The sequence below is a fragment of the Bradyrhizobium sp. URHD0069 genome (assembly GCF_000701345.1).
Lineage (GTDB): Bacteria > Pseudomonadota > Alphaproteobacteria > Rhizobiales > Xanthobacteraceae > Bradyrhizobium.
This window is the reverse complement of record NZ_JNIJ01000012.1, coordinates 1-14,020: the sequence shown is the minus strand read 5'-3', so window position 1 is coordinate 14,020 and position 14,020 is coordinate 1. Positions and strand designations below refer to the sequence as shown.

The 14,020-nt window shown below is 61.3% G+C and carries 11 protein-coding genes and 1 tRNA gene; 6 read left to right on the top strand and 6 right to left on the bottom strand.

The genetic code is table 11. The annotated features are described in order from the left end of the window. Positions 1-95 precede the first annotated feature (95 nt). The gene (locus tag N554_RS0106635; protein ID WP_029582759.1) at positions 96-581 is read left to right on the top strand and encodes an anthrone oxygenase family protein; all 486 of its coding nucleotides are present in this window, start codon (positions 96-98) and stop codon (positions 579-581) included. 401 nt (positions 582-982) lie between these two features. Here the strand turns inward: N554_RS0106635 and N554_RS0106630 are convergent, their stop codons facing one another. From N554_RS0106630 to N554_RS0106600, 6 genes are all read right to left on the bottom strand, one after another. Beyond that, positions 983-2,137, bottom strand: coding sequence for an aldo/keto reductase (locus N554_RS0106630; protein WP_051677356.1), 1,155 nt, complete (start codon positions 2,135-2,137; stop codon positions 983-985). Between the two features lie 621 nt (positions 2,138-2,758). Then, the gene (locus N554_RS37995) at positions 2,759-3,181 is read right to left on the bottom strand and encodes a DNA-directed RNA polymerase subunit alpha C-terminal domain-containing protein (RefSeq protein WP_197033445.1); all 423 of its coding nucleotides are present in this window, start codon (positions 3,179-3,181) and stop codon (positions 2,759-2,761) included. A 436-nt stretch (positions 3,182-3,617) separates the two neighbouring features. Then, entirely contained in the window at positions 3,618-3,830 is a 213-nt protein-coding gene (locus N554_RS0106615; protein ID WP_029582755.1) for a hypothetical protein, read from the bottom strand. 104 nt (positions 3,831-3,934) lie between these two features. Continuing rightward, positions 3,935-4,339 (bottom strand): DUF3551 domain-containing protein, encoded by a 405-nt coding sequence (locus N554_RS37210; protein ID WP_051677355.1) that lies wholly within the window; start codon positions 4,337-4,339, stop codon positions 3,935-3,937. A 479-nt stretch (positions 4,340-4,818) separates the two neighbouring features. After that, the gene (locus N554_RS0106605; protein ID WP_029582753.1) at positions 4,819-6,123 is read right to left on the bottom strand and encodes a cytochrome-c peroxidase; all 1,305 of its coding nucleotides are present in this window, start codon (positions 6,121-6,123) and stop codon (positions 4,819-4,821) included. Positions 6,124-6,304: 181 nt separating this feature from the next. After that, positions 6,305-6,379: transfer RNA gene (locus N554_RS0106600), tRNA-Asn, on the bottom strand. Positions 6,380-6,647: 268 nt separating this feature from the next. On the opposite strand from N554_RS0106600, the gene N554_RS0106595 reads away from it, so the two are divergent. The 5 genes from N554_RS0106595 (at position 6,648) to N554_RS0106575 (ending at position 13,490) form a co-directional block, all read left to right on the top strand. Continuing rightward, positions 6,648-6,827 carry a hypothetical protein gene (locus N554_RS0106595; protein WP_029582752.1) on the top strand — a complete coding sequence of 60 codons (180 nt, stop codon included), beginning with the start codon at positions 6,648-6,650 and terminating at the stop codon, positions 6,825-6,827. Positions 6,828-6,978: 151 nt separating this feature from the next. Beyond that, the gene (locus N554_RS0106590) at positions 6,979-7,644 is read left to right on the top strand and encodes a protein-L-isoaspartate O-methyltransferase family protein (RefSeq protein WP_029582751.1); all 666 of its coding nucleotides are present in this window, start codon (positions 6,979-6,981) and stop codon (positions 7,642-7,644) included. A 205-nt stretch (positions 7,645-7,849) separates the two neighbouring features. Beyond that, the gene (locus tag N554_RS0106585; protein ID WP_029582750.1) at positions 7,850-9,247 is read left to right on the top strand and encodes a TolC family outer membrane protein; all 1,398 of its coding nucleotides are present in this window, start codon (positions 7,850-7,852) and stop codon (positions 9,245-9,247) included. A 448-nt stretch (positions 9,248-9,695) separates the two neighbouring features. Beyond that, complete coding sequence (locus N554_RS0106580) at positions 9,696-10,490, top strand: PopZ family protein (RefSeq protein ID WP_029582749.1); 795 nt, start codon at positions 9,696-9,698, stop codon at positions 10,488-10,490. A 132-nt stretch (positions 10,491-10,622) separates the two neighbouring features. Then, positions 10,623-13,490, top strand: a complete 2,868-nt coding sequence (locus N554_RS0106575) for a valine--tRNA ligase (RefSeq protein WP_029582748.1) — start codon at positions 10,623-10,625, stop codon at positions 13,488-13,490. The last annotated feature ends 530 nt before the right edge of the window (positions 13,491-14,020 follow it).

Sequence of the window (14,020 nt, the reverse complement as noted above, 5' to 3'; positions counted from 1 at the left end):
TCCGAGGAGTCACCGCTTTTGTAAATACGATAGAAGCTCGTATCTTGAACAGAAGCGGTGAAGTCCAGGGAAGGCGGCGTCTGGAGGATGCGATCATGATTGAGACTGTCATGTCCGGCCTGCTTTGGTTTTCCGCGATTGGATGCGGATTGCTGGCGGGACTCTATTTCGCCTTTTCGACCTTCATCATGACGGCGCTTGGCGGGATCGGGCAGGCGCCGGGCATCATGGCGATGAACGCGATCAACACGACAATCTTGCGGTCGCTGTTCATGCCGTTGTTCCTTGGAACAACGCTGACGAGCCTGATGCTCGCCATCGTCGCGGTCTTTCGATGGGGTGAGCCCGGGACCATTGCGACGGCGGCAGGAGGCATTGTCTATGTCGTAGGCATGTTGGTGTGCACGATGATCTTCAACGTACCGTTGAACAACGCGCTCGCTGCGGTCGATCCGGCCAGCGCGGAGGCCAAATCAGTATGGGCGCGCTATCTGAACGACTGGACATGGTGGAACCACGTGCGGACGGTCTCATCCACCGCGGCGTGTGCGCTTTTCATCTCAGCCATCGCGGCCAGATAGCAGGCGTGAGCCGCGACGGCGACGAGCGGGCGATTTTTTCCGGAAAACCGCTGACCGTAATGTCTTTGGAATATCTTGGCGTTCACGCAAAATGGATTGGACGTTACGACCGGCCCGGCGTCAAAATGCAGCATGGGTCAGTCCTATTCACATGAGCGATGCGAGCACTGCGGCGGCTTGATGGTGCTGGTGATGGCGCCTGACGGTAAAGGGCCGGGCACCCTTCGATGTTTGGAGTGCGATCAGATTGATCCGCTGCAGTTGCCAACGATTACGGCGTGGCTTGTCGGCGAACTTCGTCCTCCAAAGTAATCGGAAGGTGCGCGATACCTGCGGCACCAGCTTCCGTCGTCCCCATTTCGCGTCTTTGCGCAGGGCGTCGTGGCGGCGCCTTGAGCCTGTCAGGCGGGAACAGGCGCGTCCTGTTCGATGAGTTTGCGCTCCTTCAGCTCGGCCCAGAACTCCGCCGGGGTCTTGACCTGCATGGAGCTGTAATCAGCGACAATCTGCTGCTCGTTCGCGGCGCCGACCACCAGGGCCGAGGCGATATCCGGCGTTGCGGAGAATTGCAGCGCCGCCGTCCGGAGATCGACGCCGTGCCGTCCCGCTACCGCGCGCAGCTTTTCGCGCTTTTCGATGATCGGCTGCGGGATCTTGTAGTTTTCCTTGCCGTAATTGTACCGCTGACTGCCGCTGATGAAGCCGGCGTTAAGCGACGAACCCACCACGAATGAAACGCCCTTGGCGCGCGCGGCCGGGAAAACCTGGTGGAGCGCGTTCTGGTGGTCGATCAGCGAATATTGCGAGGCGAGCAGGCAGACGTCCGGGTCTGCGACCTCCAGCAGCTTCAGGATCGGTTCCGGCCTGTTCACGCCGAGGCCCCAGCCCTTGATGATCCCTTCCTCGCGCATCCGCGTGAGAGCTAGGAAGGCGCCCTTGCGCGCAATCTCGAATTGCTCCTCCCAGGGCGATGGCAGAAGACTATTGTCGGGCGACAGATCGTGCACGAAAGCGATATCGAGCGTATCGACGCCGAGCCGTTGCAAGCTGTCCTCGATCGAGCGCTTCACGCCATCCGCCGTGTAGTCGAAAACCACGTTGTTCGGAGACGGCGTGAAGGGGAAATACTCCTTGGCGTTATTCTGGCGCGAAGCCTTGAGGAGTTTCCCCACCTTGGACGAGAGGACATAGTCGCGGCGGTCCTTGGTGTGGAGGAAATTGCCGAACCGGCGCTCGCACAGGCCGAGGCCATACCACGGCGAGGTATCGTAGTAGCGAACACCCGCGCTCCACGCGGCTTCGAGCGTGGCGTAAGCGTCTTTCTCCGTGATGACCGCGAACTCATTGCCGAGCGGCACGCCGCCCAGGCCGAAGCGGACCGGGGGCTTGTAGTGTTCCGACGTAGTTGTTGGCATGCTGGTTTGCCCTTTTGTCTGCGCGGCGGCCGAAAGGCCGGGCAGGGTAGCTGCTGCCGCGACCGCCGAGCCCTGAATGGCCAAGCCGAGGAAATCTCGGCGGCTGTGCGGGAGCGTCGCAATCTTCGGTGTTTTCAACATTCAGTTCTCTCAACGTCATGGCGCGGCTGACCCGACGCCCTGCGCTGCCGCCGACGCCACGCGACTGCCCCGTCCGTCATCGCAGCACCAATTGCTGGCCGGGTTCGCCGGTGACGATGATGGTAGCGGGAGGATCGATCACAAGGGGCGGCAAGCCTCACGTTTCGTTCAGATGCTCCGGCACGTCGCTCGGCCTGGCGTTTCGGCTTGTCGGCGTTGAGCGGCAAATCTTGAAAATGCCGGGGATGCCGGACGCCGCGATTCTCGCCTGCGATTCACATAGTCAAGCTGCCGCAGAAGCGCGGGATTTCACCCTACTTCCCGGTGCATCCGGACGAGGAGCGTTGAGGCACCAAACGGCCCAGCGCGGGCGCCAAACGACCCCGCCTTGCGGAGCCGCAGCAAGGGCGAGGCCGCTGGCGGCGGCTGGAGGTGTGGTTCCGCCGCAGCTTGGAAACGGCGGCTGTTCAACTTCGTTGCACCATCGCTTCAAATTTGAATTATCGCAGCCCTCACCGGCGCCCACCCGCGCCCGGCGCTGCCTCGCCAGGAACGATGCCGCCTTGCGCCTTCGCGGGACTGACCGGCGAAAGCCGCCTGACGAGTAGCGATCGCCGTAAATCAGGTGGGCTTTTTGCTTGTTGGCCTAACCCCGGCGCTCGACGGCAGGCCCAATTTCATGCGGAGATTGGAGAGCGAGCCCCTTCCAAAGTCCGGGAGGCTGATCATCAGCGCCTCGTCTGATATCTCGCGCACCTCGCCGACGGTTTTCAGGTCGGCTGCCCGGAGCGCGTTCTGGATCCTGCTGGAAAGTAGGACGCCTTCGATCGGCATATCGTCCGGCAATTCGGGAGTGGGAGCGACCATCGGACCCGCGGCCGCCTCTCCACCCATGCGTTCTTCCCGTCGCCGTTCCCGATTTTTATGGAATGCCTTCCGAGCGGATTGATGATCCGCGATGGCCTCTTGTGCGTCGTGCTCGCCAAGTGTTTTTCGCTCAGCGGCCGACAGGCCTGGATCGGTGCTTTTCTTGTCGCCGATCATTTTCCCTGCGCCTTCGCCCTCGACCCGGCGGGATTTTCTATGGCTTTTGCCGCGCGGCGCATGTTGACCGGCGGGTGTTTCAGTCCGGCTTTCTTTGGCGTGGCCGGGCTCATCGGCGAACCGAACCGAGCAGCCCAGCGCTGCTCGCAGCGTCTTTGAAGGTGAAGAGGAATGGTGCTCATGGCTGGAGTTCCCGTTACGGATCGCCCCAACGACATTCATAGCAACGCGTCCCCATCGCTTAAGGTCCCTCGTTCACGCCGAAGTGCTCATCCGGACCACGAGAGGCGAGGGGCCAGTATCGGCAATTCGGCTGCAACAGTCAGGAAAGAGTTGGGACGCACCTCAGGCTAACAAAAAGGACCCCGGATCGCTCCGGGGTCCTCGACCGCGCCGGTATGTCCGCCGATCGGTCGTTCGCTTTAATGTTGCCGTCTCAAACAGGTCTGTCGATGTCGTCGTCGTCGATCCACTCGGTGCCCGGCTTGATCGGATGAGGCAACGGACCCCGGTGCTCGGCCAGACTGGCAGGATCGCTGCCGTTGACCCACTTGCCGCACCATCGGCAGTGCACGTAGTGGCTGCCGTCGTACACGACATCGCTGGAGTTGGCGTTGTCGATGGCGGCTGCTTTCTTTCTCTTGCTCATGGCGGAAATACAAAACGACTTAGCTGCCTTTCGTTCCACCCGAGCGCGGCACAAGCCGCAATTTTTTCACAGCTAGCGCCCGATCAAGCACCCGCTCCGCTTCCCTAGTAGGTGTCAGCCGCCTTTCCGGGAGCAGGCGAGCCGCGCCTCGAACGGGAGGACTTCGGGTGATAGGCATAAGCGTTCTTGCTGTCGTTAGCGTTCTTGCTGTCGTTGAGGTACGGATCGCGGAAACAATCGCCGCCGATACCGGACGATGCTGCCTGGCATTGCGCCATGCTATCGAAGCCGCAGCTCGTCATATGCCCGGAGACATCCATGCGGCAAAACTCGGCAGCGCGTGCCTCAGGCGCGATCATTGCACCAAAAGTGAGCGCCGCGACTAACGCCGCAGCGGAGGCGGTTGCTGCTTTCAAAAGCTCTTTCATCATGTTCTCTTTGTTCTTTCTCGTTTCAGCTTGGGCCCCGCAGCCGAGGTGGGATATCAGGGATCGATGCGCCGCAGTCATCAATCAAGTATCAATCAATTTTGAAGTATGACGATCATATGAAGCCCTGTGCCGTTTGATTTCTTATCGAGCAACTGATTCCATCGAGCAACGTGTCGCCCCTGATCGGCGATCGTTCAGTGTGGAAAGCCGTAAGCGTCTTCGTAAATGTGCTTCAGTATCGACGATGGTCGTTGCCAAGCGCCACACACGGAGCGAGCATCGACGCTTTTGCTCCTCCTCGTTTTTCCGCGGCTGAGAGCGCAACAAAGCTCAGAGTCCAACGACGTGGATTTGCGAAATAAATTCAACCTGGGACAGGGCGCGACGCGACATAGTTCAGCGGCGCATCCGGATGAGGAGAGGTGAGCGACAAGTTGCGGCAGCGCTAGCCGAAAGCGAGCATGAGCAATCCAAGGCCGGCAACGGCAAATGAATTGTCCACCCCGTTCCTGTCGGCTCTGCCTTAACTTGGGTTTTCCGGAAATCCCAACGAACAATCAAAACGGAGGTGGCGGTGGCTGCTTCGGCTTCGGGCCGAATGCTCGCGCGGTGTCCCGCTGTGGGCGGCTCACTTTGGATAGAGCGAGTTGCCGTGCATGCTCCTGATCACCAACTTCTTTGTATTGGGGGCTTGTCAGTGAGGCAAGCAAGGCCACCACGTCATCGATCTCCGGCTCCGTCAACGCCAACGGCTGCATGTCCTTGTCGAGCCAGGGGTTAGTGATTCCATCACCCTTGTTGTAATGATCCATGACATCCCACAGTGTTTGCATCGACCCGTCGTGGAAGTAAGGCCCGGTCACGAGGACATTTCGCAGGTTCGGCGTCTTGAATGCCGCGATATCCTTCTGCTTTCTCGTAACGAGGAAGCGCCCGAGAACCGACATATCTTTCGTAATCGCCGCGACGTCGACATCCGGCAGATTGCCTTGCGCCAGCTCGCGCTCAGCCTGCTGCGCAAGGGCGGCTACGTTATGCCGGAGGATTCCGATGCCAATGTTGTGAAAATCGTTATCCATGAAGAGGGTTACATCCGGCTGATTGTCCGTCAAAGCATGGCAGAGCTGGCAACGGGCCTTGGCGTTGAACAATTGCCAACCGCGTTTGGCCGAGTCGCTGATGGCGTTTGCATCTCCCGCGATGAAATGGTCGAAGGGAGAATCGAATGAGGCCAGCGTCCGTTCGTACGCTGCGATGGCGCTCACCATATCCTGCTCATTCGCGCCCCGGCCGAAGGCCTGCATAAATTGGGTCTGATAGTCCTTGTCCTCGGCGATCCTGGACACAGCATCGCCGATGCTGGCCGAGCCCATCTCGAAAGGATTCGTAATCGGCAGTGCCGCCTGCTGCTCCAGCGTAGTGACCCGGCCGTCCCAAAACTGTGTCTTGTTATAGAGCGCATTCAACACGGTTGGGGCGTTGCGTTGGCCGACGCGGCCGTGGATGCCGACTGACACGGGCCTGCTGTCGGCGAAAGCGCGATCCGGATCGTGGCAGGTGGCGCAGGCGACAGTGCCATTACCTGAGAGCCTCGGCTCGAAGAACAGCTTCTGACCCAATGCAACTCTGGCAGGCCTGAGCGTGGCCGGCGAGATAACATACTCGGTCAAGACCGTGGGAAAGCCGACCTGGCTTGATGAGCGCGGCTCGGCCAGCGGGCCCGGCTTGGGCAGGGGCGGTGCCTGCCCGGGCGCCACCACGGGCGGTGGAGCGACGCCAGCGTCTTCATCAACGGCCCGAGCAGCAATTACCGCGAAAACATATGATAGGAGCAATAGTACCGCGAGGGATGTGGTGCGCATCCGACATGCCTTTGCTCTTGCGACGAACACGAAGTTCGTAAGAATCGCTCCTCCTGGATTGCCCTAAGTGCTTTGAGATTGCTCTAAACCGGTCCGTCGTCCCTCAAGGCAAGCGTATCGTGGCTTACGGGACATTTCGCATGCTGCCGCGCGGCATCGCGCCGTAGCGTAGAAAAGGCTCTGGCTCCCCGGGCTGGATTCGAACCAGCGACCATTCGATTAACAGTCGAATGCTCTACCGCTGAGCTACCGAGGAATAGGCGAAACCTGTTCGCGACGGGCAGCGTATAACAAAGCCTCCGAGGCTTGCAAAGGACGAAATAGGCCATTCCGGCGCGGCATTAATGGGGAACGGAAACGACCTGCGCCACAATCATTTGCGACCCATTTCGACTGAACATGACTCGCGGTCCGCCACGTCTTTGGAGATCCAGCGGCTTCTCCGTGCCACGAACCGAGCGCCAAAAGGACGTATTCCCCGACGATGCTCGACCATGCCGGATTTGAGCCGTTGAGGTGATTCGATGCCAGATATCCCGACCGACCTCGTGAGGCCGGTGCCGTCGATCGTTCCGAGCGACCTACCCGCAATGAGCGACGAGGAATGTCTCATTCGGCTGGCGCGAGCCGTTGAGAACCACGATTCCGAGCAGCTGGATGAGGTTGCAAGGCTGATCGGGCGGCTTGCGGTTACCATCGAATAGATCGCTTCAAACCAGCAGTGTTATGAGGGGATGGCGGATCGCCGACTTGGGCCGGCGATTTCGCCGTGTTGCGTTTTGGCGCACCTTGTACCAAAGATGCCGGGGTTCTAGCTCCTCCCGCGGCCATGCCCGCGACTCTCAGGGTCCCTCAATGTTTGGTTTTTCGACCGCGCGCCAAAACATGGTCGATGGCCAGGTGCGCCCCAGCGACGTCACAGATATCAGGATCCTCGATGCGATGCTTGCCGTGCCGCGCGAGGCATTCGTTCCGGAAAATAAGCGCGCGCTGGCCTATCTGGATCTCAATCTCGATATCAGTGAAGAGGCTTCCGCGAAGCGCTTCCTGATCAAACCCGCGGTGTTGGCGAAAATGCTGCAGGCCGCCGACATCAGGGATACCGACAATGTTTTGGTGGCCGGCTGCGCGACCGGATATGCGGCTGCCCTGGTTGCCAGGCTTGCCGCACGTGTGACGGCGACCGAAACCAACCCGGCGCAGGCCGCGAAGGCGAGGGATGTTCTGGCCCAGCTCGGGCTTGGAAATGTGACATTCCGGGCTGCCGCGCCGGCCGCTGGGGACCCGGCGAACGCTCCCTACGACGTGATCGTGCTCGATGGGGCGACCGAGATCGTGCCCGACCGCCTCTGCGGACAGCTTGGGGAAGGCGGCCGGCTGGTCGGGGTTTTCGCCATGACACAGCCGCCGCGGGCCGCGATCGTGACGCGTTCCCATGGCGATTTCGGGAACCGGCCGCTTTTCGACGCGTCGGTTCCGGTCTTGCCGGGCCTCGAACGGCTCCCCGCGTTCGTTTTCTAGCCTTTCGCTGCCGAAATCCAAATCCTGCCCTGGATCCGGAGGTGTGGCCCGGATGCCGCAGGTGAAGAGTTTCCGCTTCGTTTCGCCGCTGCGGGGTTCCGGCCTGCTTGCGCGGGGAATATGGTGCGGAGAGACTGACTCGGAATTTGGCCGCTACCCGGTTCAAGCGGCGTGACCGGCTAACGGTATGAATGGATTGCCAGGAATGCGTGGGGTGAAGGTCGTTACCGGAGCTGCGGCTGCGGTCCTCCTGATGGGATATTTGGGCCCGACGCTAGCCTTGGCCGATACCATCGAGGCTGCGCTGGTGCGCTCGTACCAGAACAACCCGCAGCTTAACTCGCAGCGCGCACAGGTGCGGGCCACGGACGAAAACGTGCCTCAGGCGCTTTCGGGCTATCGCCCTCGCGTCGCGCTCACGGCCAGCGCCGGATACCAATATACCGATACCCTTACCAACCTGGGCGGCGGGACTGGCGCGTTTATAAATAACGGCACCAACGCGCCGCGGAGCGTTGGCCTCACCGTCACGCAGACGGTTTTCAATGGCCAGCAAACCGCCAACAGAACCCGGGCGGCGGAGAGCCAGGTCTCCGGCGCCCGCGAGGGCTTGCGGGTTCTCGAACAGTCGGTTCTGCTCTCGGCCGCTACCATCTACATGGACTACTTACGCGATTCCGCAATCGTCGAGGTTCAGCGCAGCAACGTGCGCGTTCTCGAACAGACCTTGAAACAGACCCGCGATCGCTTCAACGTCGGCGAGGTCACCCGCACCGACGTCGCGCAGTCGGAAGCGCAGCTTGCCGCCGGCAAGACGCAACTCTTGACCGCTGAAGCCAATCTGACGACGACACGAGCAAACTTCCGCCGCATCATCGGCAATGAACCGGGACAACTGGCCCCGGGCTCCCCGGTGGATCGCTATTCGCCGGGAACGCTGCCCGCCGCGGTCGATCTCGGTTTGATCCAGAATCCGAACGTGACTGCGGCGATGTTCGGGATCGATGTCACTTTTCTTCAGGTCAAGGTGAATGAGGGCGCGCTGCTGCCCTCGGTCACTTTGCAGGCCTCGGTGCAGCAATCCTATGAACAGACCCTGACGGTCTTCAGGTCGTTTGGCGCCTCGGCGGTCGCGCAGCTTTCGGTGCCCATATATCAGGGCGGCGCCGAGTACTCGTTGATCCGTCAATCGAAGGAATCATTGGCTCAGCAGCGCCTCGTTCTCGAACAGGTTCGCGACCAGACTCGTGCCAACGTTGTTACCGCATGGGGGCAACTGGTGGCGGGCAAGGCGCAGGTTGCGTCGGCGCAAGCACAGGTCAGTGCATCGGAGATCGCACTCAACGGCGTGCGTGAAGAAGCCAAGGCCGGGCAGCGAACCACGCTCGACGTGCTGAACGCCCAGCAGGCGCTGGTCAACGCCCGTGTCGCGTTAGTCACTGCGCAGCATGATCGCGTGGTCGCATCCTATGCCGTCTTGAACGCGGTGGGACGGCTCTCGCCGCAGGTGATGAATCTCGCTACCAACGTCTACGACCCGAGTGTGCATTATAAGCAGGTGCGCGATAGCTGGTACGGCGTTCGCACGCCCGACGGTCGCTGATCGCGATAGCGTCGGTGTCGGTTGAGAGAGCAACGAGATCCCTGGAACGCGATCAACAAAGGGGAGTCCGGTTTTGCCGGACAAATGCCTCGGTTTGTCCCGAGATCACGTTTCAAATTACTGAAAACGCGCACGATCTTTTCGCCAAACCGCCCACAACCCCGAGTCAAGCACGAGGGTATGTTTTGCCGCATCAAGCGCGGCGGCGTTGCTTGCAATCATTTGTTGCCATGACGTACGTTTCTTAGGGGCAGCAGAGCGATTCGCGCCGCGACGTTTCAGTGCCCGGAGCAGGGGCGGGTCCCGCACGATGTGTCGAGCGGCGCTTGATCTGGGGACAAGTCAGGGTTGTGCGATGAAAATCCTGGCCTGCACATCCGGAATTGGAAAATCCTCTCGTGCTTGGTGTTAAAACGCATACGAGCGCGTTGATGATGTGGGGTCGGAAATGACGCAGCCTGCAAAGGTCCAAGAGCCCTCGATGGAGGAGATTCTGGCGTCGATCCGGCGCATCATTGCCGACGACGAGGCCAAGCCGCCGGCCGCCGAAAAGCCCGCTAGCCCGGCGCCCACAGCACCCGCGAAACCTGAGAAGCTTGTCGCAGCGGCGCCGCCAGCCAAAGCGCCCGCGATGAAAGATATTCCGCCGTCGGCCATTCCAGCAGCACAAGCCGCGGCTGCAAAGGTGTCGGCGCCACCCGTCAAGGCCGCCCCTCGCGTCGCACCACCTCCACCTCCCGCGCCGGCACCTGCGCCCGCTGCGTCCAACGGTCAGGACGACATTGACGCCTTGCTGTCGGGCCTCGATGAAGCGACATCCGCGGACGAGATAAGGCCGCCCCTGCTCGACGGTGATGTGTTCGAGCTCACCGATGAAATGGCGCTGCCGGATCCGCCGCAGCCTTCGTTCCACAAAGCCGAACCTGAGGACGATCTCGAATTTGCCGAAACCGCGGCGGCCAAGGCGATGCATCGGCAGGCCGCATACGAAGCGCCAACGTTTGAAACCTCCGCGGCGGCCCCGACTCCTCCGCAGATCCTGTCGCGCTCGACGGTGGCGGCCGTCGAATCCGCCTTCCATACCCTTGCCAATACCGTGCTCAGCAACAACGCGCGGACGCTGGAAGATCTCGTCAAGGAAATGCTGCGGCCGATGCTGAAATCCTGGCTGGACGATAACCTGCCCGGGCTGGTGGAGCGCATCGTCAAGGCCGAAATCGAGCGGGTTTCGCGCGGGCGTTAGCTCTGGGGCTGATTGCAAGCCCCAATTCAGCCACCACATCAGACGTTATCTGAGCTTTCGACGGGCCTGTCGTGTTGACTTGGCGCGTTCCGGCGGCTTTCTAGCCCACTCCACATCCCCGATTGCAGCGTCATGATCGAGAAAAACTACCAGCCTGCCGATATCGAAGGCCGCATGTCCCGCATCTGGGAGGAAGCCGGCGCATTCAAGGCCGGCCGCCCCGAGCGGCGGAACGCAAAACCGTTCACGATGGTGATCCCGCCACCAAACGTGACGGGTTCGCTGCATATGGGCCATGCGCTCAACAATACCTTGCAGGACATTCTCTGCCGCTTCGAGCGGATGCGCGGCCGCGATGTGCTGTGGCAGCCGGGCACCGATCACGCGGGCATCGCGACCCAGATGGTGGTCGAGCGGCAATTGCTGGAGCGGCAGGAGCCGGGCCGGCGCGACATGGGGCGGGCCAAGTTTCTTGAGCGCGTCTGGCAATGGAAGGCCGAGAGCGGCGGCGTCATCGTCAATCAGCTGAAGCGGCTTGGCGCGTCCTGCGACTGGTCGCGCGAGCGCTTCACCATGGACGAAGGACTGTCGCGCGCGGTCGTCAAGGTGTTCGTGGAGCTGCATCGTGAAGGGCTGATCTACAAAGACAAGCGGCTGGTGAACTGGGATCCCAAGCTGCTCACGGCGATTTCCGATCTCGAGGTGCAGCAGGTCGAGGTCAAGGGCAGCCTGTGGTATTTGCGCTATCCGCTGGAAGACAAGGCGTTCAATCCCGACGATCCCTCGAGCTTTATCGTCGTCGCCACCACGCGGCCCGAGACCATGCTCGGCGACAGCGCCGTCGCGGTGCATCCGGACGATGAGCGATACACGCATCTCATCGGCAAGCACGTGATCCTGCCCCTTGTGGGGCGCAAGATTCCAATCGTGGCGGATGAATATTCCGATCCGGAAAAAGGCTCGGGCGCGGTGAAGGTGACGCCGGCGCATGACTTCAACGACTTCGAGGTGGGACGGCGGCACAATCTGCCGCAGATCAATGTGCTCGATCAGGAGGGCCGTCTCGCCCTCGTCGGCAACGAAGATTACCTGCGCGGATTGCCCGAAGGCTCGATGCAGCTTGCGGAGGAATTGCACGGCGTCGACCGCTTCGCCGCCCGCAAGCAGATCCTCGCGCGGCTGGAAGATTTCGGTTTCCTGGAGAGGACCGAGCCGAACACGCACATGGTGCCGCACGGTGACCGCTCCGGCGTCATCATCGAGCCGTACCTGACCGACCAATGGTACGTCGACGCCAAGACCATGGCGCGGCCTGCCATTGAAGCGGTGCGCACCGGCGCGACATCGTTTGTGCCGAAAAATTGGGAGAAGACCTACTTCGAGTGGATGGAGAACATCCAGCCCTGGTGCATCTCCCGCCAGCTCTGGTGGGGTCATCAGATTCCGGCGTGGTACGGGCCGGATGGCAAGGTGTTCGTCGCCGAAACCGAAGAGGAAGCCGTCGGCAACGCGCTTGGCTATTACGCCGAGCAGGAAGTCATTACGCCCGAGCAGGGGCGGGAGATGGCGCTCGATCCCGCCAAGCGCGAAGGTTTCATCACACGCGATGAAGATGTGCTCGACACCTGGTTTTCCTCGGCGCTGTGGCCCTTCTCGACGCTGGGCTGGCCCGACGACGATACCGACGTAAAGCGCTACTATCCGACCGACGTCCTCGTCACCGGCTTCGACATCATTTTCTTCTGGGTCGCCCGAATGATGATGATGGGCCTGCACTTCATGAAGGACGTTCCGTTCCCGACGGTCTACATCCACGCCCTCGTCCGCGACGAGAAGGGCGCCAAGATGTCGAAGTCGAAAGGCAACGTCATCGACCCCTTGCACCTGATCGACGATTACGGCGCCGACGCGCTGCGTTTCACGCTTGCCGCGATGGCGGCGCAGGGCCGCGACATCAAGCTCGCCACCAGCCGCGTCGAGGGTTACCGCAATTTCGCGACCAAGCTGTGGAATGCCTGCCGTTTCGCCGAGATGAACGCCTGCGTCCTGCCTGCCGGGTTCGATCCGACCCAGGCGAAGGAAACGCTGAACCGCTGGATCGCGCACGAGACGGCGCGCGCCACGCGCGAGGTGACCGAGGCGATCGAAGCCTATCGCTTCAACGATGCCGCGGGCGCTATCTATCGCTTCGTCTGGAACGTCTATTGCGACTGGTATCTCGAACTTGCGAAGCCCGTGCTGATGGGCGAGGAGGGCGCCGCCAAGTCTGAGACCCGCGCCATGGTGGCGTGGGCGCGCGACGAAATCCTGAAGCTGCTGCACCCGTTCATGCCCTTCATCACCGAAGAGCTCTGGGCGGTGACGGCAAAGCGCGCCGGCCTGCTGGCGCTGGCGCCATGGTCACGCAGGGGCGACGAGCTTACGCCGACGCAACTGGCGCTGATGTCGACCACAAGTCCGGGTGATCCGTTCATGCCGCCGGTTCTTGTTGCTTTCGACGCTGCCGACTTCAGTGACCCTGCCGCGGAATCCGAAATCGGCTGGGTCGTCGATCTCGTCACCGCGATACGCTCGGTGCGCGCGGAGATGAATATTCCGCCGGCGACGCTGATACCGCTGGTGCTGGCCGGAGCGTCCGCCGAAACCAAAGGGCGTGCGCAGCGCTGGAACGATGTCGTCAAGCGCATGGCCCGGCTCGCCGACATTTCCTTCGCCGATGCTGCGCCGGAGGGCGCAGTGCAGCTATTGGTGCGCGGCGAGGTCGCGGCCTTGCCGCTCAAGGGTGTGATCGATTTTTCGGCCGAGAGAGCCCGGCTCGACAAGGAATTGGCCAAAGCCGAGGCCGACATCAAGCGGGTCGACGCCAAGCTCGGCAACGAGAAATTCGTCGCCAACGCGCCGGAAGACATCGTCGAAGAGGAAAAGGAGAAGCGTGAGGCAGCGGTAGCGCGCAAGACCAAAATCCTCGAGGCGCTGGAGCGGCTGAAGAACGCGGCATAGTGGAAGATCGATGCTGGACCACTTTCCATTACCGTGTCGGATATCCCCGCTGCCGGCCGTTTTGGGCAAAAACTAGTCGACCGGTCGGAGAATTTATAGGGGGCGATTTGTTGAACGGGATCAATCTGATTTGGGTAGTCCAGCCCCATTTGCAAAAATATTCCGCTTCCCGTTTGACCCAAATCACTTCTAGAACCCTCGCCGTCTCACCCCATGAGAGCAACTGTGCTGAAGGTAGACCGGTGAATCGGCCGGGCTCAAGGCTGGCGCTGGGCGCCACCGCCTTCGGCGGCTGACGGCCTTGACCCCGCCCGCTCACCGGTCTGTTGGCTTTACATCGCGCTCGGTCGAGGATCGAGCGCGATGTAGACGCGCTCATTAGGCGACGGCGTAGCGGCTGGGATCCCATTTCTGTCGACGTGCGATCAGGATATTGAGGATGACGATCAACTTGCGCATGCAAGCGACGAGCGCAACCTTCGGCTCCTTTCCTTTGGCAATCAGGCGGTTGTAAAAGGCCTTGAGCACCG